Annotated in this window: 20 protein-coding genes; 4 read left to right on the forward strand and 16 right to left on the reverse strand. The window is 66.3% G+C overall.

The features are described 5' to 3' along the window. Positions 1–11: 11 nt before the first annotated feature. From V6U71_RS14450 to V6U71_RS14495, 10 genes are all read right to left on the reverse strand, one after another. The gene (locus V6U71_RS14450) at positions 12–752 is read right to left on the reverse strand and encodes a rhodanese-related sulfurtransferase (protein WP_411339108.1); all 741 of its coding nucleotides are present in this window, start codon (positions 750–752) and stop codon (positions 12–14) included. 149 nt (positions 753–901) lie between these two features. Beyond that, positions 902–2,917, reverse strand: a complete 2,016-nt coding sequence (locus V6U71_RS14455; protein WP_411339109.1) for a GMC family oxidoreductase N-terminal domain-containing protein — start codon at positions 2,915–2,917, stop codon at positions 902–904. Positions 2,918–2,946: 29 nt separating this feature from the next. Beyond that, positions 2,947–3,753, reverse strand: a complete 807-nt coding sequence (locus V6U71_RS14460; protein WP_411339110.1) for an SDR family NAD(P)-dependent oxidoreductase — start codon at positions 3,751–3,753, stop codon at positions 2,947–2,949. 20 nt (positions 3,754–3,773) lie between these two features. Then, positions 3,774–4,706 (reverse strand): CDF family Co(II)/Ni(II) efflux transporter DmeF, encoded by a 933-nt coding sequence (dmeF, locus tag V6U71_RS14465; RefSeq protein WP_411339111.1) that lies wholly within the window; start codon positions 4,704–4,706, stop codon positions 3,774–3,776. A 10-nt stretch (positions 4,707–4,716) separates the two neighbouring features. Next, positions 4,717–4,989, reverse strand: a complete 273-nt coding sequence (locus V6U71_RS14470) for a metal/formaldehyde-sensitive transcriptional repressor (RefSeq protein WP_411339112.1) — start codon at positions 4,987–4,989, stop codon at positions 4,717–4,719. A 220-nt stretch (positions 4,990–5,209) separates the two neighbouring features. Next, positions 5,210–6,460 (reverse strand): N-succinylarginine dihydrolase, encoded by a 1,251-nt coding sequence (locus V6U71_RS14475; protein WP_411339114.1) that lies wholly within the window; start codon positions 6,458–6,460, stop codon positions 5,210–5,212. A gap of 3 nt (positions 6,461–6,463) precedes the next feature. Further along, a complete protein-coding gene (locus V6U71_RS14480; protein ID WP_411339115.1) occupies positions 6,464–7,477 on the reverse strand; it encodes an arginine N-succinyltransferase in 1,014 nt (337 codons plus the stop codon). Beyond that, complete coding sequence (locus V6U71_RS14485) at positions 7,474–8,685, reverse strand: hydrolase (RefSeq protein WP_411339116.1); 1,212 nt, start codon at positions 8,683–8,685, stop codon at positions 7,474–7,476. The genes V6U71_RS14480 and V6U71_RS14485 overlap by 4 nt, the downstream gene beginning before the upstream one ends. 73 nt (positions 8,686–8,758) lie before the next feature. After that, complete coding sequence (locus V6U71_RS14490; protein ID WP_411339117.1) at positions 8,759–9,430, reverse strand: spermidine synthase; 672 nt, start codon at positions 9,428–9,430, stop codon at positions 8,759–8,761. Between the two features lie 57 nt (positions 9,431–9,487). Beyond that, positions 9,488–10,654 (reverse strand): hypothetical protein, encoded by a 1,167-nt coding sequence (locus tag V6U71_RS14495; protein WP_411339118.1) that lies wholly within the window; start codon positions 10,652–10,654, stop codon positions 9,488–9,490. 466 nt (positions 10,655–11,120) lie between these two features. Between V6U71_RS14495 and V6U71_RS14500 the strand changes: the two genes are divergently transcribed. Next, positions 11,121–13,214 carry a malate synthase G gene (locus V6U71_RS14500; RefSeq protein ID WP_411339119.1) on the forward strand — a complete coding sequence of 698 codons (2,094 nt, stop codon included), beginning with the start codon at positions 11,121–11,123 and terminating at the stop codon, positions 13,212–13,214. An 18-nt stretch (positions 13,215–13,232) separates the two neighbouring features. Here V6U71_RS14500 and V6U71_RS14505 read toward each other — a convergent pair whose 3' ends face one another. Further along, positions 13,233–13,592: a hypothetical protein gene (locus V6U71_RS14505; RefSeq protein WP_411339120.1), complete on the reverse strand. Its 360-nt coding sequence runs from the start codon at positions 13,590–13,592 to the stop codon at positions 13,233–13,235. Positions 13,593–13,879: 287 nt separating this feature from the next. On the opposite strand from V6U71_RS14505, the gene V6U71_RS14510 reads away from it, so the two are divergent. Both V6U71_RS14510 and V6U71_RS14515 read left to right on the forward strand, forming a co-directional pair. Further along, on the forward strand, positions 13,880–14,128 hold the full coding sequence (locus tag V6U71_RS14510) for a hypothetical protein (protein ID WP_411339121.1): 249 nt from the start codon (positions 13,880–13,882) through the stop codon (positions 14,126–14,128). A gap of 41 nt (positions 14,129–14,169) precedes the next feature. Continuing rightward, the gene (locus V6U71_RS14515) at positions 14,170–14,940 is read left to right on the forward strand and encodes an alpha/beta fold hydrolase (RefSeq protein ID WP_411339122.1); all 771 of its coding nucleotides are present in this window, start codon (positions 14,170–14,172) and stop codon (positions 14,938–14,940) included. Here V6U71_RS14515 and V6U71_RS14520 read toward each other — a convergent pair. From V6U71_RS14520 to V6U71_RS14530, 3 genes are all read right to left on the reverse strand, one after another. Continuing rightward, positions 14,876–15,928, reverse strand: a complete 1,053-nt coding sequence (locus V6U71_RS14520; RefSeq protein ID WP_411339123.1) for an alpha/beta fold hydrolase — start codon at positions 15,926–15,928, stop codon at positions 14,876–14,878. The two genes, V6U71_RS14515 and V6U71_RS14520, sit on opposite strands and share 65 nt — an antisense overlap. A gap of 82 nt (positions 15,929–16,010) precedes the next feature. After that, the gene (locus tag V6U71_RS14525) at positions 16,011–17,678 is read right to left on the reverse strand and encodes an MFS transporter (protein ID WP_411339124.1); all 1,668 of its coding nucleotides are present in this window, start codon (positions 17,676–17,678) and stop codon (positions 16,011–16,013) included. A 114-nt stretch (positions 17,679–17,792) separates the two neighbouring features. After that, complete coding sequence (locus V6U71_RS14530; RefSeq protein ID WP_411339125.1) at positions 17,793–19,172, reverse strand: DEAD/DEAH box helicase; 1,380 nt, start codon at positions 19,170–19,172, stop codon at positions 17,793–17,795. Between the two features lie 308 nt (positions 19,173–19,480). On the opposite strand from V6U71_RS14530, the gene V6U71_RS14535 reads away from it, so the two are divergent. Continuing rightward, complete coding sequence (locus V6U71_RS14535) at positions 19,481–20,953, forward strand: glycerol kinase (protein ID WP_411339126.1); 1,473 nt, start codon at positions 19,481–19,483, stop codon at positions 20,951–20,953. Positions 20,954–20,967: 14 nt separating this feature from the next. Here the strand turns inward: V6U71_RS14535 and rpmE are convergent, their stop codons facing one another. Together rpmE and fabZ are read right to left on the reverse strand one after the other, a co-directional pair. Further along, on the reverse strand, positions 20,968–21,195 hold the full coding sequence (rpmE, locus tag V6U71_RS14540) for a 50S ribosomal protein L31 (RefSeq protein ID WP_054587052.1): 228 nt from the start codon (positions 21,193–21,195) through the stop codon (positions 20,968–20,970). A gap of 115 nt (positions 21,196–21,310) precedes the next feature. Further along, on the reverse strand, positions 21,311–21,790 hold the full coding sequence (fabZ, locus tag V6U71_RS14545) for a 3-hydroxyacyl-ACP dehydratase FabZ (protein ID WP_411339127.1): 480 nt from the start codon (positions 21,788–21,790) through the stop codon (positions 21,311–21,313). Position 21,791: the final 1 nt, after the last annotated feature.

Below are 21,791 nucleotides of genomic sequence, written 5' to 3' on the forward strand. Positions count from 1 at the left end.
CGCGCGCTCGGTCAAGGGACCGGCTCCTCCTTCTCGCCGACCTCGACGAGGCCGTGTCCGACGCTCACCCGTTCGTCGAAGACGAAACAGCTCCCGTGCCATCGGCTCTCGGTCTCGGGGACCTGTTCGAGATAGGCGAGAATGCCGCCCTTCAGGTGGACGACGTCATCGACGCCCTCGCTGCGGAGGAATGCCGTCGATTTCTCGCAGCGGATACCGCCGGTACAGAACATCGCAATGCGCTTGCCCGCGAACTCGGCAGCATGGGCACGCCACCAGTCCGGGAAATCGCCGAAGCTTCCGGTCTGCGGGTCGACCGCGCCGGAAAAGCTGCCGTAGCCGACCTCGAACCCGTTGCGCGTGTCGATCAGCACCGTATCGGGATCGTCGACCAGCGCGTTCCAGTCGGCGGGATCGACATAGGGCGCCGCATTGCGTGCGGGGTCGAGCCCGGGCACCTTCATCGTCACGATTTCCTTCTTCAGCCGGACCTTCATGCGCTGGAAGGGCATCGCGGCGGCCGAAGAATATTTGACGTCGAGGCTGGCGCAATCCGGCAGTGCCCGGATATGGGCGATCACCGCGGCTATTCCTTCCGCGCTGGCCGCGATCGTGCCGTTGATACCTTCGCGCGCCAACAGCAGCGTGCCCTTGACGTCATGCGTAGCGCAGAGGTCGAGCAACGGCTGGCGCAGCGCTGCGGCGTCGTCGAACGGCGCGAAACGATAAAGGGCGGCGACGGTGTATGACATAATCGGCCGCGCTTACCCGCTTACTCCTTCGAACAAAAGCGACGTCATTGCGAGGAGCCGAAGGCGACGCGGCAATCTCCAGCTCTCATCCGTCGAACCGTGGCCGATGGCTGGAGATTGCTTCGCTCCGCTCGCAATGACAGAGAATCTCATCCGAAGGGATCGCTCCGCCCGGTCGCATATTGCGCCATCGCCATCGTCGTCCACTGCGCATTGACGCGAATGCAGCTCGGGAAAACGCTGGCGTCGGTGACGAGGACATTGGTCGTCCCGTGGACCCGGCATCGGGGATCGACAACGCCATATTGCGGGTTCTCGTTGATCGCATTGCCGCCGTGCGGGTGGCTGCTCGACAGGGTGATATCGTCCTGCTCGCGGATCTCGCGCGCGAAGAAGGCGTCGATATCCATATCCGCCGTCACCTTTCGCCCGCTCGCCACCGCCGGATAGCATTCGATCGCGCCGGCGGCGAAATGCACCTTGGTCAATGTCGCCATCGCGCGGCGCAGCACCGGCAGGTCGTCGGTCGTATCGAGCCGGAATTCGAGCTTGTCGTCCTTCACCCGCCCGCGCCGGTCGGCAGGAAACAATATGCCCGCCGAATGGACGCGGCCGAAATTCTGCATCCGCGCCGCATGATCGGCGAACCAGCCGGGCATCAGCGACGCCATCGACATCGGCGGCTGAAAATGGCTTTCGAGCAGAAAATCACCGCAGTCGACATAGCTCGCCATCTGGTCCTCGTCCCATGCATCGCCGCCGACGCCGTCGGGCATCAAGGCGACGACCGGCGAAGCGACGTTCAGCGAGACCTGATAGCCGGTGCCGTCGATATCGCTGCGGTCGAGCAGCTTCGACGAAGCGATCGTCCCGCACGCGACGACCACCCCGACGCGCGCGCGGACGAGCCGCTGCGACCCGTCGGGGAGGATCAGCTTCACCGCCTCGGCCTCGCGCCGCCCGTCGATCGCGGTCTGCCAGACGATCCGCTCGGCCTTTGTCCCCGGCAGGATGCGCGCGCCGTGATCGCGGCACGCCTCAGGCAGATAGGTCTGCGCGATCCCCATCCGGCGGCCATAGGCGCAGCCCGAATTGCAATAGCCGCAATAGGCGCAGGCGGTCGGCGTGAAGGGCGGTCCGAAATTCTTCGCGAACCAATCGGCGACCGCGCGCTGCTCGCGCGGGTCCGAAGAGGCGGCAGCATAGGCGGCCCAGCCGTTCAGCAGGTGCGGGCCGTTGTGCCGCCCGCTGCGCGGTTCGATCTTCGCGATGCCGAGCTTTGCCTGTACCGCGTCATAGCTGGCGTGGAAGGCCGCGGCGTCCACCGGCGCCCCGATGCTCGCCCATTTCGCCAGCACGTCGAGCGCGTCGGGGTGGGTGCGCCCCGGCTCGTTGACGCGCAGACATATCCCGTTGTTGATCGTCGACGATCCGCCGACGCAGCGCCCCTGAAAAACCACGAAATCGCGGTTGGTCGAGGTCTGCAGCGCGCCATGCTTGTAAAGGCTGGCGACCATGTCGAGTTCGTGATGGGTGATCGCGTGGCTGGGGTAGAAAGGGCCCGCCTCGACGACCAGCACCTTGTACCCCTGGGCCGCGATGTTGAACGCCGCGACCCCGCCGCCGGCGCCCGACCCGAGAACGATCACGTCATATTCGTCGCCGAGCGTATCGGCATCGAGGATATGCGCCGGATCGATCTCGCGCCCGTGCACGGCTTCGATTGGCATCTCGCCCGCGCCGCGCTGGCGGAATTTGGGCAGGGTGAAGCCGATCTGGCGATGCACCGGGTTCGCCGCATTCGCATCCTGATCGCCGGGTTCGAGCCCCGGCTGCCAATGGCCGTAATAGCAGGCGTAGACGATGCCGCGCAGCCGGGCCATGTCCTGAAACAGGTCGATCTGGCTGTTCTGTAATCGGTCCCTGACCTTCTCCGCGCGTCCTGCGATATCGTCTTCGGTGAAGAAGGGGCCGCCGAGCACGAGCTCGGTCGCGGTCAGCGACAGGCGGATTTCGTCGAGCTTGGTGCCGCCGACCTTGGCAAACAGGTCGCAGATGTTGGCGACGACCTGATCGGCCGAAATCACCATATCGGCGTCGTGAAACAACGCCTCGGTGAGCGCCTTCAGAAATCTGAGTTGCCCGAAATTAAACGGTGCCGTCATCGCCGCTGCCCCCTGTTTCGGGGACCGTCTTACGCGATCTGGCTGCCTCCATCCACCGGAACGAGCGCGCCGTTGATATAGCTCGCGCGCGCAGAAAGCAGGAAGACGATGGCGTCGGCATATTCGCCGGGTTCGCCCATGCGCTGCCCCCAGAAGGCCGCGCCATGCCCGGCCATCATCCGCCGCTCGATCTCGCGCGGCGGCACGCCCGCCGCCACGGCCTCGTCGGCGATCGCAGCGTCGAGCCGCGCGGTGCGGATCCACCCCGGCAACACAGCGTTGACGCGCACGCCGCTGCCCGCAACGTCGCGCGCGAGATTCTTGACGAGATGCGCGAGCGCCGCCTTCATCGCGCCATATTGCGCGGTGCTTTCGCTGTAATGGCGCACCGAATTGGCCAGCACATTGACCACCGCCCCCTGTCCCGCCGCCTTCATCGCCGGGATCACCGCCCGATTGAGCCGCGCGGCGGTCAGGAAAATCCCCTCGAAGGCTGCGATCCACGACGCGTCGCTGCCATAGGGCGGCGCGGCATCGGCTTCGCGCGCCGGAAAGGGCCCGACGGTGTTCGCGAACAGGTCGATCCGGCCGTGCCGTTCGAGCATCGCGCCGACCGCCGCGGCAACGCTGTCCGCATCCGCCGCGTCGAAGGCATGGACGGTGGCCTTGCCGCCCGCGTCGCGGACCATCGCCGCGGTTTCCTCAAGGCTGTCGGCGCTGCGCCCGCCGAGCAGCAGATGCGCGCCCTCGCGTGCGAGCCCGAGCGCGGCCGCCCGGCCGAGGTCGCGCCCCGCGCCTGCGACCAACGCGATCTTTCCGTCGATGCCAAGATCCATCGTCCCGTCCCCGCCGCCTGTCAGCGCACCGCGATCGTCAGATGCGCGATCGAACCGAGGTCGCCGAGCCGGGCGCGAAGCTCGGCCGCCGATAAAGCGCCCTCGACCTCGACGATCGCGGCGCGCGCCTCGGGGCCGACGCGCCAGACGTGCAGGTCGGCGACGCGCAGGCCGTCGATCGCAGCGATCCGGTTGCGCAGTTCTGCCACCAGCCGGTCGTCGGTCTCGTCGAGCAATATCGCGGCCGTGTCGCGCATCAGACCCCACGACCAGCGGGCGATCACCAGCGCGCCGACGATCCCCATTGCCGGGTCCATCCACCCCAGCCCGAGATAGCGGCCCGCGAGCAGCGCCGCGATCGCAAGCACCGACGTCAGCGCATCGGCGAGAACGTGGAAATAAGCCGAGCGAAGATTGTTGTCGTGGCCGTGCGTGCGATCATGACGATGGCCGTGATCGTCACCATGATCGTGGCCGTGGTCATGACCGTGATGATGCCCGGCCATCAGCAACAGCGCACTGACGATATTGACCGCGAGGCCGAGCACCGCGACCAGCGTCGCGCTCGCAAAATCCACACGCACCGGATCGACCAGTCGCAGGACAGATTCAAAGGCGATCCCGACCGAGAAGATGCCGAGAATCACCGCCGAAGCAAAAGCGGTAAGGTCGCCGACCTTGCCCGTCCCGAAGCTGAACCGCGGATCGTGCCGGTGCCGTTTGGCATAACGATAGGCGAGCGCCGCGAGCCCGAGCGCGCCGGCGTGGGTCGCCATATGGAAACCATCGGCCAGCAGCGCCATCGAGCCGGTCCAGTAACCGGCCGCAATCTCGCCGACCATCATCACCGCGGTCAGCGCGACGACCCACAGGGTGCGCTTGGCATTTTCGTCGTGCGCGGAGCCGAGGAAGTCGTGCAGCGGCTGCGTCGCCGCGGATTCGGTCGTCGACATCGCCCGCCCCCTATTTGGAATAACGGCGGATGACCGCCAGCAATTCGTCAGCCCCCGCCTTGCGCTCCGCAGCGGCGAGATCCGGTGCCGCAACATGCGACTCGAGATGTTCGGCGATCACCTCGTCGAGCAGGCCGTTGACCGCGCCGCGCACCGCGGCGACGCGGTGCAGGACGGTGGCGCAGGGTTCGCCCGCGACGATCGCCTTCTCGACCGCGCCGACCTGGCCGGCGATGCGGCGGACGCGGGCAAGCAGTTCGGGGTTTGTGGATGTGTGGCCCATATCATACCCCCCTATCCTATTCTTTGATGTCGCACAAGCGTTCGGAAGGCGGATATGTGTCTGCTCTGGGGTGGGGAGCGGACGTTGCTTCACACACTTTCGTCATCCCCGCGAAGGCGGGGATCCCGCTGAACGATGATCAAAGGAAAAGGCGGGATTCCCGCCTTCGCGGAATGACGAGATAAAAGCGTATGAAAGTGCCGCCTTCGGCCGAAACCGGTCACGCCAGTTCGTTCAGCCCCAGCGTCTCCAGCAACGCGGTCCGCGCGCGGCGCACGTCGGCGGCGAGACCCGGCGAGCCGAGGTCGGCGGCGGAAATCGCTTCGGGCCAATGGCCCGCGATGACGTCGGCGATCCGGTCGAGCTTCGCCTCGTCAGCCATGAAGCGCGGATCGACCGCCCCCGGATCGGCAACGACCCGCAGGCGCAGGCAGGCGGGACCGCCGCCGTTCGCCATCGACTGGCGGACGTCGACCGGGAACAGCTTGCGGATCGGCCCGTTGCCCGCGACATGCGCCTCCAGCCAATTCCACACCGACGGCGTTTCGCGCGCTTCGGTCGGCAGCACCAGCCCCATGCCCGCGCCATCCGGCAGGCTGACGAGCTGCGCATTGAACAGATAGGATTTGATCGCGTCGGGCAGGCTCACGGCATTCGCCGGGACCTCGACGATTTCGACCTCGGGAAAGGCGGCGCGGATCTGCGCATGTGCGTCTTCGCGATCCTCGAACGCGGTTTCGTGGGTGAAGAGGACGCGTTCGTTCGCGACCGCGACAACGTCGTTATGGAAGGCGCCGCCCTGGATCGCGGTGTCCGACTGACGGATGAACAAAGTCCGCGCCGGATCGAGCCGGTGCCGCCGCGCGATCGCTTTCGAGGCATCGAGATGCTGGCGCGCCGGAAAGCGTCCGCCGCTTAGCCCATAGACGAAAATCTCGACCCCCGCCGACGCGTGGCCGTCGCAAAGCCGCATGTGATTCGCGGCGCCCTCGTCGCCGAAGGGAGCGGGCACGGGCGCGTGAACCGCAAAGGCGGGGTCCGCGAAGGCAAGGCGAAGCTGCGCCAGCGTGCCCTGCCATTCGTGGCTGCGGTGCGGCATGGTGACGAGGTTCGCGACGGTCAGATGGCATTTGCCGTCCCCGCTGTCGGCGGCGGGCGAAACGGTCGCGGCGTTCGCCGCCCACATCGACGATGCCGACCACGCCTGTGCACGCAGGTGCGGCTCGGCGGCATCGAGCGTGGTCGCGAGCGTTTCGAGCCAGGCCGCGTCGGGGCGATCGAGCGGCACGAAAAAGCCCTGCGGCAACCCGAGCGCGAGGTTGTGGCGCATCTTGTCGATGCCCTGCAGTGCCGCCGCGCGCGGCTGCGACACGTCGCCGGCATTACTGGCCGACGCGATATTGCCGCGGCTGAGGCCGGCATAATTATGCGTCGGGCCGATGATGCCGTCGAAATTGATTTCGGTCGTCATGGCTCAGCGTCCGATCCAGCTGATCGCGTCGCCCTTGCCGACGCCCAATATACGCGCCGCCTCGGCATCGATCGTCCCGTCGGTGCCGACCTTTCCGAAGCAGCAGCGGAAACCGGCGAGGCGGCCGGTCGCGATCAACGCATCCTCGCCGGCACCTTCGTCGATGGGGGCAATCCCCGTCACCTCGACATGTCTTGCGTTGCGGATGCTCGCCACCTGGTCGGTGCGCGCGGTCATCGTCGGACCGCCGTCGAAGATGTCGACATAATTTTCGAACGCGAAGCCCTCGTTCTCCAGCATCCGCATCGCGGCACGGCCGGTCGGATGCGGCACGCCGATGACGCTGCGCGCATGTTCGCCGAGCATCGCGATATAGACGGGATGCTTGGGCATCAGGTCGGCGATGAACTGGTTGCCGTGGACGGCGTTGAACTGGTCGGCTTCCTGGAAATTCATCCCGAAGAACTTGCCCGCGACCCCGTCCCAGAAGGGCGAGCCGCCGGCTTCGTCGATTACCCCGCGCAGTTCGGCGAGGATGCGGTCGCCGAAGCGCGCGCGATGGCAGGCGATGAACAGGTAGCGCGAGCGGGCAAGCAACAGCCCAAGGCCCCCGGCGCGTGCCGCGGGGTGCAGGAACAGGCCGCCAACCTCGCTCGCGCCGTTGAGGTCGTTGCTCAGCATCAGCACCTGCGCATGGAAGGTGCGACCCAGCTGTTCGCTATGCTTGCTGTCGGTCCCGATGCGATAGCTGTAAAACGGCCAGCGCTGGCCGACCTGCCCGAAAATCTGGCACGTGCCGCGCACCTCGCCACTGTCGAGATCCTCGAGCACCATCAGATACAGTTCGTCGGCGGGATATTCCTTGTCGGAATTGAACCCCGCCTCGGCGCGCTCGAGCTTGGCGCGAAGCGCCTTCTTGTCGGGGGGGAGGTTGGTAAAGCCGCCGCCGGTCAGCTTCGCCATCTCGTAAATGCTCTGCAAATCGCCCGGCTTGGCCGCCCGGATCACATAGTTCACACAGTCCCCCGTTCCGCTATTCTCATCATGGTGAGCGCCGACAGTTGCGCGCGTTCGGCAAGGCTGTCGACGATCAGAAATTCGTCCGGTGAATGAATCGCGCCGCCGCGCGGCCCCATCGTATCGACCACCGGAATCCCGCACGCCGCGATATTATTGCCGTCGCAAACGCCGCCGGTCGCATTCCAGCCGATCGACGGCAGGCCGAGCGCGGCGCCGCAGTCGCGGACCAGTTCGAACAGCCGCGTGGCGGCCGGGTCGAGCGGCTTGGGCGGGCGGTTGAAATTGCCGTGAAGGTGGCAATGAACGTCGTGCTCGCGCGACACCGCCGCGACCGCATCGCGGAGCGCCGCCTCGGCCGCCGCCATGGCATCGGGCGTCGACGGCCGCATGTTCACACGCAAAATCGCCTGATCGGGCACGACATTGTTCGGGCCGCCGCCGTCGATCTTCGCCGGATTGACCTTGAGCTCCACCGATTTCAGTGCGTTCAATCGCAGTGCAAGATCGGCCGCGGCGATCAGTGCGTTACGCCCCTCCTCGGGATTGCGCCCCGCGTGCGCCGAACGGCCGTGAATGAGGATCGAGAAATTGCCGCTTCCCGGCCGCGCGCCCGCGAGCGTGCCGTCGGGGAGCGCGGGTTCGTAGGTAAGCGCCGCGGTCTTGCCCTGCGCCAGCTCGGCGATCAGCGCCGCCGAGGCGTGGCTGCCGGTTTCCTCGTCGCTGTTGATCATCACGTCATAGCCGACGCGTGCGGCGAAGGGCGAGGCTTCGAGTGCGCCGAGCGCGGCAAGGATAACCGAAATCCCTGCCTTCATGTCGGCGGTACCGGGGCCGTTCAGCACACCGTCTTCCAGCCAGCGCAGCGACTGGAACGGATGATCGGCAGCAAACACCGTGTCCATATGGCCGGTCAGCAGCAATTGCACCGGCGCTTCGGGGCGGACGCGGACATGCAGATGGTCGCCGCGCTGGATCGTCTTCACATGGCCTGCGGCGTCGACATTTTCGACCGGCTCGGGTGCGACGAGCCGGACCTCGCCCGGCAAGGCGGCAAAGGCATCGGCGAGCAGTCCGGCGACCGTACTGAGGCCCGCGAGATTGCCGGTGCCGCTGTTCACCGCGGCCCATTGTTCGACCTGCGCCAGCATCGGGGCATCGGCGGCGCGTTCGAGCGTCGCGCTTTCACTGGCGGTGAGGCTGGTCATCCACCGCCTATAGCTAGCCCGAGGGCGCTTTGCGACCCCCCTCGCCGCTGCCGATGGTTTCCAGCGTAACCGGTCAGGCGGTGCGCGCGAACCAGATCAGGTGGCGCGGCCCCTTGCCGCTCGCCCGCGCACGGACGGTCACTTCCTCGACCGCAAAGCCCGAATCCTTCAGCCGGCGCGTAAACCGGGCATCGGGGGCCGCCGACCAGACCGCCAAGATTCCGCCGGGACGGAGCGCCGCTTTGGCGCGGGCGAGCCCGCCCATCGAATAGATGCGGTCGTTCCCTTCGCGGGTCAGCCCGTCGGGGCCATTGTCGACGTCGAGCAGGATCGCGTCATATTGCCTAACCGCACCCCCGATCACCCCCGAAACATCGGCCAGCCGCAACTCGACGCGCGGGTCGTCGAGCCCACCGGCGGTCAGCGCCGCCATCGGCCCGCGTGCCCAGTCGATGATCTCCGGTACCAGTTCGGCAACGGTCACATGGGCGTCCGGACCAAGCCGGGCCAGCGCTGCACGCAAGGTGAAGCCCATCCCGTAACCGCCGATCAGCAGGTGCGGAGCGGCATCGCTGCGCAAGCGGTCGCAGCTCATCTCGGCAAGCGCTTCCTCGGACCCGCTCATCCGGCTGTTCATCAACTCGTTGCCGCCGATCGCGATGATGAAATCCCCGCCGCGCCGGTACAGGCGCAACTGTTCGCCGCCGGGGACATTTGCGGTGTCGATGAGTTCGCGGGGTGTCATCCCCGTCCTATAGGTGGCCGTCTGGAAGATTCCACCGGCGATTTCGGCCTCGCCGCCTTATCGGGCAGATGGCCTTAGCAGCGCGGTATAGCCCTTTAGCTGAAACGCCATCCGCGGCGACAGGTCGGCGGCGACGCGGTCGAGTTCCTGTGTGGCCGCCTTGTCCTTCCCTTGCGCCAACAGGCTGCGCGCTAGTTCGATCCGGGCGCGGGCGCGGACGTCGAGGTTGCCGAACGGATCGAAGAAGGAATCGATCCGCGTCCTGTCCTGCACCCCGTTCCAGGTGAAGGGAACGGCGGCGGCCGGATCGTCGGCGATCGCCGTATAGCGCCGCGCGGCCTCGGCTGGCGAAAGCTTGCCCGTCAGCACCGCATGCCGCGTCCGGAACAATTCGGCCTCGCCCTTATTCTTCCCTGCCGCGAAATCGCCGAGCACGCGTTCGATCCAGCCCCAGTCGACATTGCCGGTCGCCGCCTGCATGCCGAGCAGGTTGAAGGCGAGGATGGCGGCGCGCTGTTCGTCGGTCGTCGCTTCACGGACCTGTTCCGGTGTCGGCCGGCCGAAGCTGGCGGGCGACACCAGTTCGATGTCGGCATCATGCTTCAGGATCGCCTCGATATCGGGCTTGTGGAAATAGCCGACAACGACGAGCAACGTCTCACCGCGATGCGCGCGAGCGGCAGCGCGGATATTCTGCGCCTGCATGAAGGTGCGATAGAGATAGAGGCGGCGCGGCAGGTCGCGATCGGCGCGCGGCGCGGGCTCGCGCGCCCATTGCTGCTGCGCTTCGACCGTCTTCGGATCTTCGGCAGAAAAGAAATCCCACGCCAGCACCTTCTTGTCGGGGAAAGTGAGAAAGCCCTGAAACCCCTGCGCCTTGCGAATTTCGGGCGGAGTTTCGACATCGAGGCCGAAGCCCAGCTTCTGATCCTCGATCGGCGGCATCCAGTCGATCGGGCACAGCGCGGTTGGATGCGTTTTCGCAAAAGGCAGGATCACACCCTGGACCTCATAGGTATATTCGTAAAAGTCGCCGCGCGCCGCCGGCGCGGGCGGACGCTCGATGCAGATCGCCGTCGGCTTCACCAGCGTCAGATAGGCGGCGAGCATCGCCGGCTGGTCCTTTTCGGACACCAGCTGTGCGGCGTGGTCGACGCCGAGAATCGCGACCTTCGTCCGGGACGTCTGTGCGAATGCCGTCGCGGCCGAAAGAAGGAGGGCCACCAACATCGCCATATGCCGCACCATGATCCGCATCCCCTGCTCCAATTGCTGTCCAACCCGATGACGACGCGGCCGCGCCGAACCCGTAGGGTCAGGACCCATTAATTCCGCGTTCGAGGTTTGAAGCGATTTTGCTCAGTGCGAGGAGAAAAGGCGCAGGAATATGTCGATATTTCAAGACTTTTCGACGAAGCAATGGGCAAAATCGGTCAAATCCCGCAGGGACGCCGAAATGGCTTCGATCTCAGGCCCGCGCGGCCTTGCGGGTAGCGATGCTACCCGCTGCGCCCACTCAGGCCCGATATCTTCGCCATTTCGACGCCTCGAACGTGCAATTAATGGGTCCTGACCCTAATGGCTGTCGCATGACGGCAGGCGGTTGCCAACGCTCGCCGATCACGGCATAGGGCAGCGGCCCTTTCCTCCCCGGGTTCACTGGCGCGGCGCGCCGACCAAAGGGTGTTTCATGACTGATTTTCTTGATCGCAGTGGTTTGTCCGTCGATTCGCGCCTGATCGATTTCGTCGAGCAGCGGGCGCTTCCCGGTACGGAGCTCGACGCGGCCGCTTTCTGGAGCGGCTTCGCGGCGCTGCTCGGCACATTCGCGCCCGAAAATGCGGCGCTGCTACAAAAGCGCGAAGATTTGCAGGCGCAGATCGATGCGTGGCACCAGGGGCGCGAGGGGCAGGCGCACGACCCGGCGGCCTATCAGGCCTTCCTGCGCGAGATCGGTTATCTCGTCCCCGAACCCGCGCCGTTTCAGGTCGGCACGGCGAATGTCGACCCCGAAATCGCGACGATGGCGGGACCGCAGCTTGTGGTGCCGGCGCTCAACGCGCGCTTCGCGCTCAACGCCGCCAATGCCCGCTGGGGCAGCCTTTATGACGCCTTCTACGGCACCGACGCGCTCGACGCGCCGCCCGCCAAGCCCGGCGGTTATGACGCGGAACGCGGCGCGGCGGTAATCGCGCGGGCGAAGGCCTTCCTAGACGAAACGGTGCCGCTGGCGTCGGGAAGCTGGGCCGACTGGCAGGGCGGCGAGCCGGCACTGGCCGACCCGTCACAGCTTGTCGGCAGCAAGCCCGGCGGCATCCTGCTCCGCCACAATGGCCTGCACATCGAACTGGTGATCGATCCCGCCAGCGCGATCGGCAAGACCGACCCCGCCGGCATCGCCGACGTCCTCCTCGAAGCGGCGCTGACGACGATCATCGACCTCGAGGACTCGGTCGCCGCGGTCGATGGCGAGGACAAGGTGCTCGGCTATACCAACTGGCTCGGGCTGATGCGCGGCGACCTCACCGAAAGCTTCGCCAAGGGCGGCACGACCGTCACCCGCGCGATGGAGCCCGACCGCGCGTGGACTGCGCCGGATGGCACAGCTCTCACCCTGCCCGGCCGCAGCGTGATGTTCGTCCGCAACGTCGGCCATCTGATGACGACGCCGATGATCAAGCTGCCGAACGGCGCCGAAGCGCCCGAGGGGCTGTGCGACGCGGTGATCACCAGCCTTTGCTCGCTCCACGACCTCAAGGGACTCGGCAGCCTGACGAACAGCCGCGCGGGCAGCATCTATATCGTGAAGCCCAAACAGCACGGCCCCGAAGAATGCGGTTTCACCGACCGGCTGTTCGACGCAGTCGAGGATATGCTCGGCCTCGCGCGCCACACGATCAAGGTGGGCGTGATGGACGAGGAGCGCCGCACCAGCGCGAACCTCGCCGCCTGCATCCACGCGGTGAAGGACCGTATCGTCTTCATCAACACCGGCTTCCTCGACCGCACCGGCGACGAGATCCACACCTCGATGCGCGCGGGCCCGATGATTCCGAAGGGCGAAATGAAGGCGAGCGACTGGATTGCGAGCTACGAAGATCGCAACGTTCGCATCGGTCTCGCCTGCGGCCTGTCGGGCAAGGCGCAGATCGGCAAGGGCATGTGGGCGATGCCCGACCTGATGAAGGCGATGCTCGATGCGAAGGTCGGCCATCCCAAGTCGGGCGCGAACACCGCGTGGGTGCCGTCGCCGACCGCCGCGACGCTGCACGCGCTGCACTATCACGCGGTCGACGTGTTCGAGCGGCAGAAGGAAATCGCCGGCGAGGCGGTGCCGTCGCTCGACCGGTTGCTCAATATCCCCGTCGCCACCGGGCGGAACTGGAGCGAGGCGGAAATCGCGCGCGAACTCGACAATAATTGCCAGGGCATCCTCGGCTATGTCGTGCGCTGGATCGATCAGGGCGTCGGCTGCTCGAAGGTGCCCGACATCGACGATGTCGGCCTGATGGAAGACCGCGCCACGCTGCGCATTTCGTCGCAGGCGCTCGCCAACTGGCTGCTCCACGGCGTGTGCAGCGAAGCGCAGGTCGATGCCGCGCTGGCGCGCATGGCGGCAAAGGTCGATGCGCAAAATGCGGGCGACCCGCTGTACGAGAAGCTGTCGCCCGACGGGATCGCCTGGCAGGCGGCGCGCGCGCTGATCTTCGAGGGCGTCACGCAGCCGTCGGGTTACACCGAGCCGCTGCTCCATAAATACCGGCAGGTGAAGAAGGCGGCCTGAGCGCAGCGCCAACCGTCGTCAGCGGCCGATACTTTTCGCGGCCGCGGCGGCTTGAGCGCTGCCCTTGGCAAACAGGAAGGCTTCGGCACACGGACGCTGCAAAACGGTGAAAACGCCGCGCGCCGCGTTGCCCGAAATGGCGTCCGAGCCCGGATGGCGCAAGGCGATCAGGAACGGACCGGCCGGCATCGCTTCCGGCAGGCCGAAGGTGGAATTGTCCCAGGTCGCGGTGACCCGATCGGTCGCCGTGCCTTTCAACACATCGTCGACCAATATGTCGAAACGGGCGTGCCTACCCGGATTTCGTTCGTTCGGGACGATGGCATAGTTCGAGATGCGGCCCCACAGAACGACGTCCGCTTCCGCCAGATCGGCCATTTCAGCGGGATCATGGACCCGGCACGCGAATGCCGGGGTCGCGACGCCGGCAAGCGCCGACAACAGAAACAGATGGACAAGGTGGTTTCGCATGGACCTCTCCCTGGCGAAGGCATCGCGCCGGGCCGGTGATGCGGTGCGACCGCTTAACGAGCAATGAGCATTTTTCCAGCCTCGCACCGGTAAGTATTCCCTCGCCTGTCGGATTAACTTACAGTTTACCATAAGCGCGGCGCAGCGAATCGCGCTTTTGCGCCACTGGCATGGCTCTTGCCTAGGATATGGCAATGCTGAAGAAAATCGGACGCCTGTTCGTCATCAAGACCCGGTTCGAGGCGTGCCTCATCATCTATGCGCTCGCGCTCGGCGCGATGGCGCGGGGCCATGCCTATCTCGACCAGTTCCCGGGGTTCGGCGGCAAGCTGTTGATGGCGGCGTGCAGCGGCGCGGTTTTCCTTGCCGGGGCCAAGATTTTCGACTGCCTCCGCTACGAGCAGGCCGCAAAGGCGGCGGCGCAAAGCGACACGCCGGCCTGACGGCCTTTCCCCCGTAACCGAAACATGCCAAGGCGGGCGCCATGACGAGGATCAGCGGGCGCCCCGCCATCAGCATGGAACATGTCTATGGCATGACGCTGCGCGTCGCGCGCTGGCACGTCGGCGAGGCGGGCACGCCCTTGTTGTTCCTGAACGGCATCGGCGCCGATATCGCCGCGGCGGCCCCCCTGCTCGCGCAGATTGCGGGACGCGAGGTGTGGACGCTCGACATGCCCGGCGTCGGTGGATCGCCCGACGCGCTGCTGCCCTATGGCGCCCCGACGATCGCGGCGGTGGTCATGGAGATCGCCGGCCGGCTGGGGCACAAGACGCTCGACGTCGCCGGCTTCAGTTGGGGCGGCGCGCTGGCGCAACAGGTGGCGATCCAGTTTCCCAGCCGGGTCCGCCGCCTTGTCCTGATGGCGACGACCCCGACGGTGACCGCGCCCGGGATCGGCTGGGCGGCGTTGCTCGACGAAGACATGCTTGCGAGCGGGCTCAAGCTGCCGACCGCGACCCCGCTCGGCCTCGCTTACCAGACGATGGCGATGGCCGGCTGGACCAGCGCGGCGATGTTGCCGCAGCTCAGGAACGTGCCGGTGCTGGTCCTGATGGGCGAACGCGACGGCGTCGTCCCCGCGTGCCATGGACAGGCGATCGCCGAACTGGTCGACGGTGCGCTGCTCGAGGTGGTGCCGGGATCGCACCTCTTCCCCTTTACCCACGCCGCCGCGACGGCCGAGCGGATCAGCGTGTTTCTGGATCAGCAGCCCGCGCAGCAGCCGCATTCGGGGCAGCAAGCCGCCGCCTGAGGAAGTCGGCGATCGCGTTGGCGGTCGCATCGGGCGCTTCCTCCATCGGCAGATGCCCAATATCGTCGAGCAGCACGACCTCCGACCCCGCGATGCGTTCGTGGAAGGTCTGCGCCGCGCTCGGGTTGATCAGCCGGTCCTGTTTGCCGAAGAGGATCAGGGTCGGAACCTTGATGTCGCCGATGCGGTCGGCCATCGCGGGTTCGCGGTCCAGCGTCGCGCGCAGCGACGTCGCCTCGCGGTTGCCGGGGAAGCGCAGCAATTGCCAGTAACGATCGACCATCGCATCGTCGACGATGTCCTGCCGTTCGACCGACCCGCGCAGCGAGCTTTCGACCAGCGCGCGCGGCGTAATCTGTCCGGCGAGCCAGCGCCCGGCGGGATATTTGAGGATGCGGAAGCCGATGTTCGACGGCGGCGGCTTGTCGCCCTTGCGCGGCGGCATACCGGCGGCGTCGAGCAGCAGCAGCGCGTCGATCCGCGCCGGTTCGGCGAGCGCATAGCGCCACGCCACCCAGCCACCCATCGAATTGCCGCCGAGGGTGAAATGATCGAGCCCGAGCTTCGCCGCGACGACATCGACCGCGGCGATCATGCCATCGGCGCTGTAATCGCGATCGGGCGTGCCGCCGGTCAGCCCGTGCCCCGGCAGATCGAGCGTGACGATGCGATAGCGGTCGCCGAGCCGCTGGACGAGCGGCTCCCAGGTGTGGAGGCTGCTGTTCGATCCGTGGAGCAGGACGACGACGGGTGCGCCGCGCGGTCCCTGATCGCGATAATGGATGCGCTGCCCCGCCGGTCCTGCGGCAAATTCGGAGGTGTCGCCGCCATATTTGGCGATCATTTCGTCGCGGTCGGTGTCGGGGGTCCGCAGCATCAGGAAAAGGATGACGAGCGCAACAAGCAGGCCGAGCGGGATGAGCACCCGCTTGCGGCGAAGCAAAGGGCGCCGCGGCGGCAGCGGCTCAAACTCGTCCTGGTCGATCATCGCGTCATCGTCCCCCAACGACCCGATGCAAACCTAGCCGCGCGGCGCGCCGGCCGTCAACGTCCGTGGTCCGTTTCCGACGCTATTGATGGATTGAGCGGCGGAAGGTTTCCGGGAGGAACAGCAGGCCGACGATCACCGTGATCACCGCGACGACCACCGGATACCAGAGGCCGTAGTAGATATTGCCGGTCGCCGCGACCATCGCGAAGGCCGTGGTCGGCAGGAAGCCACCGAACCAGCCGTTGCCGATGTGATAGGGCAGCGACATGGCGGTATAGCGGATCCTGCTGGGGAACAGTTCGACCAGCAGCGCCGCGATCGGGCCGTAGACCATCGTGACGAGCAGCACGAGGTAGAAGAGGATCGCAACCACCAGCGGCTTGTTGATCGCCTTCGGATCGGCGGCGGCGGGATAACCCGCCGCCGCCGTCGCGGCAGCCAGCTCCTCGCGGAAGACTTCGATCGCGCCGGCGCGTTCGCTTTCGGCGAGGCGCCATGGTTCGGGCGCGATCAGCATCCGCTCGCCGATCCGCACCTGCGCCGGCTGCCCCGCCACACGGGCGCGTGTATGGCTTGTGTAGCTGACCCCCGCCTTGGCCAGCGCCGATTTGGCGATGTCGCAGCCGGTGCTTTCGAACTTCTCCTTGCCCACCGGATCGAACTGGAACGCGCAGGCACCGGGATCAGCGGTGACCGACACCGCGGCGCGCGTCTGTGCCTTCGCCATCGCCGGGTTGGCGGCGGCGGTCAGCATCTGGAAGGCCGGGAAATAGGTGATTGCGGCGAGCGCGCAGCCCGCAAGGATGATCGGTTTGCGTCCGACCTTGTCGCTGAGCCAGCCGAAAAAGATGAAGAAGGGCGTGCCGAGCGCCAGCGCAATCGCGATCAATATGTTCGCGGTCGCGCCGTCGACCTTCAGCGTCTTTTCGAGGAAGAAGAGCGCATAGAATTGCCCCGAATACCAGACGACCGCCTGCCCCGCGACCGCCCCGAACAGCGCGACGATCACCCATTTGAGGTTTGTCCAGCGGCCGAAGGCTTCGGTCAGCGGCGCCTTCGACGTCGTGCCTTCTTCCTTCATCTGCTTGAAGACCGGGCTCTCCTCGAGCTGGAGGCGAATCCACAACGAGACGCCGAGCAGGATCACCGAGATCAGGAACGGCAGGCGCCAACCCCAGTCGGCGAACGCCTCTTCACCGATCGCCGAGCGGATCGCGATGACGACGCCGAGCGCCGCGAACAGGCCCAGCGTCGCGGTGGTCTGGATGAAACTGGTGAACAGGCCGCGTTTACCCTCGGGCGCATGTTCGGCGACATAGGTCGCGGCGCCGCCATATTCGCCGCCGAGCGCGAGCCCCTGGACGAGGCGCAGCAGCACGAGCAGGATCGGCGCCGCGACACCGATCGACGCATAGCTGGGCAGCACGCCGACAAGGAAGGTCGAAACCCCCATGAGGCCCATGGTGACGAGGAAGGTGTTCTTGCGGCCGACCAGATCGCCGATGCGGCCGAAGACGAGCGCCCCGAACGGGCGCACGGCAAAACCCGCGGCAAAGGCCGCGAGCGCAAAGATGAAGCCCGTGGTTTCGTTGACGCCCGAGAAGAATTGCGCCGAGATGATCGTCGCGAGCAGGCCGTAGAGGTAGAAATCATACCATTCGAACACCGTGCCGAGCGACGACGCAAGGATGACCTTGCGCTCGCTCTGCCGGGTGCCGGCCGCTACTGCCGCCTCGCCGTTCATCATCCCCTGCCCCTTCCTGTCGTTGGTGGCGGGAAGGTAGACGGTGCGGACTCGGCGTCAATGGGCCAGATGCAGGATGCGAGGGCGTCCAAGCCGCCCTCGCACCAATTCGGCCGATCAGCCGACGCGCTTCACCGCGCCCTTGTGCGCACCGACGCTCTTGTTGCGGGGCCGGAAGCGGCGCTTGCGCTGCGGCTGGCCGTCGGCCGTCGCTGTGCCCTCGCGGCGTGGGCCGCGTTCGCCGCGCGGCTGGCCGCCGTCGCGCTGGCGCAGCGCGTCCTCGCGTTGGCGTTGCGGGTTGCGGCCCTGGCTGCCGGTGTCGCGCGGCGGCTGCGCCGGCTTCGGCAGGTTGCGCACCAGCTCGTTGAAATTCTCGGGCAGCGGCATCGGTTCAGACTTGCTCCGCGTGACGCGTTCGATGTCGCGCATGTACGGGCGCTCATCGGGCGCGATAAAGCTGATCGCCTTGCCCTCGGCGCCGGCGCGCGCGGTGCGGCCGATGCGGTGGACATATTGTTCGGGTACGTTCGGGATCTCGAAGTTGATCACATGGCTGACCCCCGACACGTCGATGCCGCGCGCCGCGATGTCGGTCGCGACGAGCAGCTTGATATCGCCCGATCGGAACGCCTGCAGTGCTTGGGTGCGCTGCGACTGGCTCTTGTTGCCGTGGATCGCCATCGCCTTGATCTTCGCGCCCGCGAGATGGCGCACGACGCGGTCGGCGCCATGCTTGGTGCGGGTGAAGATCAGGGCGCGGTCGATATCTTCGCTGGCAATGACCGAATGGAGCAGCGCCTGCTTTTCCTTCTGTTCGACGAAGGTCGAATATTGGCTGATCTTTTCGACGGTCGTCGCGGCGGGCGTCACCGACACGGTGACCGGATCGTTGAGGAACTGGTCGGCAAGCCCGGCGATTTCCTTCGGCATCGTCGCCGAGAAGAACAGGTTCTGGCGGCGCGACGGCAGCAGTTTGGCGATACGGCGCAGCGAGTGGATGAAACCCATGTCCATCATCTGGTCGGCTTCGTCGAGGACGAAGATTTCGACGTCGTCGAGACGCAGCGCGCGCTGGTCGATCAGGTCGAGCAGGCGGCCGGGAGTGGCGACGAGAATATCGACGCCGCTCGACAGGTCGCGAATCTGCTTGTTGATCGGCACGCCACCGAACACCGTCGTCACCGACAATTTGGTGAAGCGGCCATAGTCGCGGCAGCTCTGCGCGATCTGCGCCGCGAGCTCGCGCGTCGGGGCGAGCACCAGCATCCGGCAGCTGCGCGGATTGGCGCGATGCGGATAGGTCAGCAGGTGATGGATCGAGGGCAGCGAGAAGCCAGCGGTCTTGCCGGTACCGGTCTGCGCGATGCCGCACAGGTCGCGGCCCTTCATCAGCGGCGGGATCGCCTGCGTCTGGATCGGGGTCGGTTGGGTATAATCCTTGGCGGCGAGTGCGCGATTGATGTCGGCGTGCAGGCCAAAGTCGTTAAAAGTCGTCATATTCTACTCACAATGGGCGACGCGCACAGCGTCCGTTCGCATCGAACGGACGGCGCACGGCCGCGGGTTCGAAACGACCCGCGTGAAAGGGTGCCTCTGGGGACAAAGCGCTGGTCCGGCTCGTCCCGCGCCTGAAACGGGCGGGAAAATCACGCTGCCGGTGGTTGCGGCGGATCGGTCCGCCATGCTGCGCTGCACCATCATATGGCACGGGTTGCGCGAAATTGCAAGATTATTGCGCTGGGCGGGATTGCCCCCCTTCTCCGTTCGTGCTGAGTTTGCCGAAACACGAAGAAAGGGAGGGCAGCATGGCCGAGAAGATCATCGTCATCGACGAGGGCACCACCTCGACCCGCACGATGCTTTTCGCCGCCGACGGCACCCCGCTCGGCAGTGCCCAGCGCGAGTTCCGGCAATATTATCCGGCGCCCGGCCGCGTCGAGCATGATGCCGCCGAAATATGGGAGGCGACGCTCGCCTGCACGCGCGAGATGATCGCGCAGGCGGGTGGTGCGGCGGCAGTGGCGGCGATCGGCATCACGAACCAACGCGAAACGGTCGTCTTCTGGGACCGCAAAACCGGCGAACCGCTCGCGCCCGCGATCGTCTGGCAGGACCGCCGCACCGCCGCCGACTGTGCCGCGCTCAAGGACGCGGGGCATGAAAAGGCTGTGCAGGAAAAAAGCGGCCTCCTGCTCGACCCCTATTTTTCCGGCAGCAAGATCGGCTGGGCACTGAAGCACTGGCCGCAGCTTGAAGAAGCAGGCGAACGGCTCGCGGTGGGCACGATCGAATCCTATCTCGTCTACCGGCTGACCGGCGGGGTGCATGTCACCGACGCAAGCAATGCGTCGCGGACCCTGTTGATGGACATCAACGGGAATGGCGGCTGGGACGCCGGTCTTTGCGACCTGCTTGGCGTTCCGATGCGGCGGCTGCCCGAGATTGCCGGCTGCACCGCGACGGTCGGCACGACCGACCCCGCGCTGTTCGGCGGCGCGATCCCGATCACGGGAATGGCGGGCGACCAGCAGGCGGCGACGATCGGGCAGGCGTGCCTCGCGCCCGGGCAGACCAAAGCCACCTTTGGAACCGGGGCCTTCATCCTGTCGGCGAGCGGCACCGAACGGCCGCACTCGAACAACCGCCTGCTCGCGACGGTGCTGGTGCAGGAAGGCGACGTCCGTTCCTACGCCCTCGAAGGATCGGTGTTCGTCGCCGGCAGCCTGATCAAATGGCTCCGCGACGGGCTTGGCCTGCTCGCCAGCGCGGGTGAAAGCGAGGGGCTGGCGCGGTCGATCGACGACAATGGCGGGGTCTATCTGGTCCCTGCCCTGACCGGCCTTGGCGCCCCGCACTGGCGCCCCGATGCGCTGGGCGCGATATCAGGGCTGAGTTTCGCCAGCAGTAAGGCGCATGTCGCACGCGCCGCGCTCGAGGCGCAGACCTATCAGGCCCACGACCTCAAATCGGCTTTTGCCGCCGACGGGGTCGACTGGGCCGAACTGCGTATAGACGGCGGCATGGCCGCGAACGACTGGATGGCACAGGATCTGGCCGACATGCTCGATCTGGTGGTCGAGCGGCCGGGCTTCGTCGAGAGCACGGCGCTGGGCGCCGCTATGCTCGCGGCGACCGGCGCCGGAATTTATCCCGACCTCGCGAGCGCGACGGCCGCGATGCGCGGCACCGCGACGCGCTTCACCCCCGCGCTCGATGCCGCAAAACGCAAAACGCGCCTTGCCGGGTGGCAAAGCGCGCTTGCAAAAGTCCTCGGCTGACGCCGAAGCGCGATTTAACGCTTGAGGGTGAGACCGCCGAAGCGCTTGTTGAACTTCGCAACCTGACCGCCCGCGTCGAGCATGCGGCCCGTGCCGCCGGTCCATGCCGGGTGCGCCGTCGGGTCGATTTCGAGCGTCATCACGTCGCCCTCTTTGCCCCAGGTCGAGCGCGTCTGATATTCGGTGCCATCGGTCATCTTGACCGTGATGGTGTGATAGTCGGGGTGAATGTCTTTTTTCATCTCTTGGCTCCTGCGCCACTGGTTTCCGACCAGCGGCTGAGTCGATGCTGTCCCCGCTATGGGGCCCGCGAAGCGGTGGCACCTAACGGCGAACGCCTGATTTTGCAAGTCTTGCTTAGTCGCTGGGCGGATCGGCGATCATGGCGGTGAACTGGCATTCGGTCGCCAGTTGCCCGCCGAGCATCGCCTTGCCTTCGAACTTGCAGATATTCCGCTTCGCCTGAAGGATGGTGACGTGGAGGTCGAGCAGGACGCCGGGTTCGACCGGCTTCCTGAACTTCACGCCATCGATGCCCATGAAATAGACGAGCTTGCCCGAACCGCCGAGGCCGAGCGATTCAACCGCCAATATGCCGCCGGCCTGTGCCAGCGCCTCGACGATGAGGACGCCGGGCATGATCGGCCGGCCGGGGAAATGGCCCTGAAAAAAGGGCTCGTTCATCGTCACCGCCTTGACCGCGTGGATCGAGGTGTCCTTCACCATCGATTCCACCCGGTCGACAAGCAGCATCGGATAACGATGCGGCAGCAGCGTCAGAATCCGGCGGATATCCACCGGACCCAGTGCCCCCGCGTCCTTTTCCCCGTCAGCCATC

This window comes from Sphingopyxis sp. J-6 (assembly GCF_046603995.1).
GTDB lineage: Bacteria > Pseudomonadota > Alphaproteobacteria > Sphingomonadales > Sphingomonadaceae > Sphingopyxis.

Excerpts from the sequence above, each read along its gene's own strand:
- V6U71_RS14490 (WP_411339117.1), bottom strand. The coding sequence starts at position 9,430 with ATGACACCCCGCGAACTCATCGACACCGCAAATGTCCCCGGCGGCGAA.
- V6U71_RS14520 (WP_411339123.1), bottom strand. The coding sequence starts at position 15,928 with ATGATCGACCAGGACGAGTTTGAGCCGCTGCCGCCGCGGCGCCCTTTG.
- V6U71_RS14500 (WP_411339119.1), top strand. The coding sequence starts at position 11,121 with ATGACTGATTTTCTTGATCGCAGTGGTTTGTCCGTCGATTCGCGCCTG.
- V6U71_RS14535 (WP_411339126.1), top strand. The coding sequence starts at position 19,481 with ATGGCCGAGAAGATCATCGTCATCGACGAGGGCACCACCTCGACCCGC.
- V6U71_RS14470 (WP_411339112.1), bottom strand. The coding sequence starts at position 4,989 with ATGGGCCACACATCCACAAACCCCGAACTGCTTGCCCGCGTCCGCCGC.
- V6U71_RS14455 (WP_411339109.1), bottom strand. The coding sequence starts at position 2,917 with ATGACGGCACCGTTTAATTTCGGGCAACTCAGATTTCTGAAGGCGCTC.
- V6U71_RS14505 (WP_411339120.1), bottom strand. The coding sequence starts at position 13,592 with ATGGCCGATCTGGCGGAAGCGGACGTCGTTCTGTGGGGCCGCATCTCG.
- V6U71_RS14515 (WP_411339122.1), top strand. The coding sequence starts at position 14,170 with ATGACGAGGATCAGCGGGCGCCCCGCCATCAGCATGGAACATGTCTAT.
- V6U71_RS14475 (WP_411339114.1), bottom strand. The coding sequence starts at position 6,460 with ATGACGACCGAAATCAATTTCGACGGCATCATCGGCCCGACGCATAAT.
- dmeF (WP_411339111.1), bottom strand. The coding sequence starts at position 4,706 with ATGTCGACGACCGAATCCGCGGCGACGCAGCCGCTGCACGACTTCCTC.
- V6U71_RS14450 (WP_411339108.1), bottom strand. The coding sequence starts at position 752 with ATGTCATACACCGTCGCCGCCCTTTATCGTTTCGCGCCGTTCGACGAC.
- V6U71_RS14510 (WP_411339121.1), top strand. The coding sequence starts at position 13,880 with ATGCTGAAGAAAATCGGACGCCTGTTCGTCATCAAGACCCGGTTCGAG.
- V6U71_RS14485 (WP_411339116.1), bottom strand. The coding sequence starts at position 8,685 with ATGACCAGCCTCACCGCCAGTGAAAGCGCGACGCTCGAACGCGCCGCC.
- V6U71_RS14460 (WP_411339110.1), bottom strand. The coding sequence starts at position 3,753 with ATGGATCTTGGCATCGACGGAAAGATCGCGTTGGTCGCAGGCGCGGGG.
- fabZ (WP_411339127.1), bottom strand. The coding sequence starts at position 21,790 with ATGGCTGACGGGGAAAAGGACGCGGGGGCACTGGGTCCGGTGGATATC.
- V6U71_RS14530 (WP_411339125.1), bottom strand. The coding sequence starts at position 19,172 with ATGACGACTTTTAACGACTTTGGCCTGCACGCCGACATCAATCGCGCA.
- V6U71_RS14525 (WP_411339124.1), bottom strand. The coding sequence starts at position 17,678 with ATGATGAACGGCGAGGCGGCAGTAGCGGCCGGCACCCGGCAGAGCGAG.
- rpmE (WP_054587052.1), bottom strand. The coding sequence starts at position 21,195 with ATGAAAAAAGACATTCACCCCGACTATCACACCATCACGGTCAAGATG.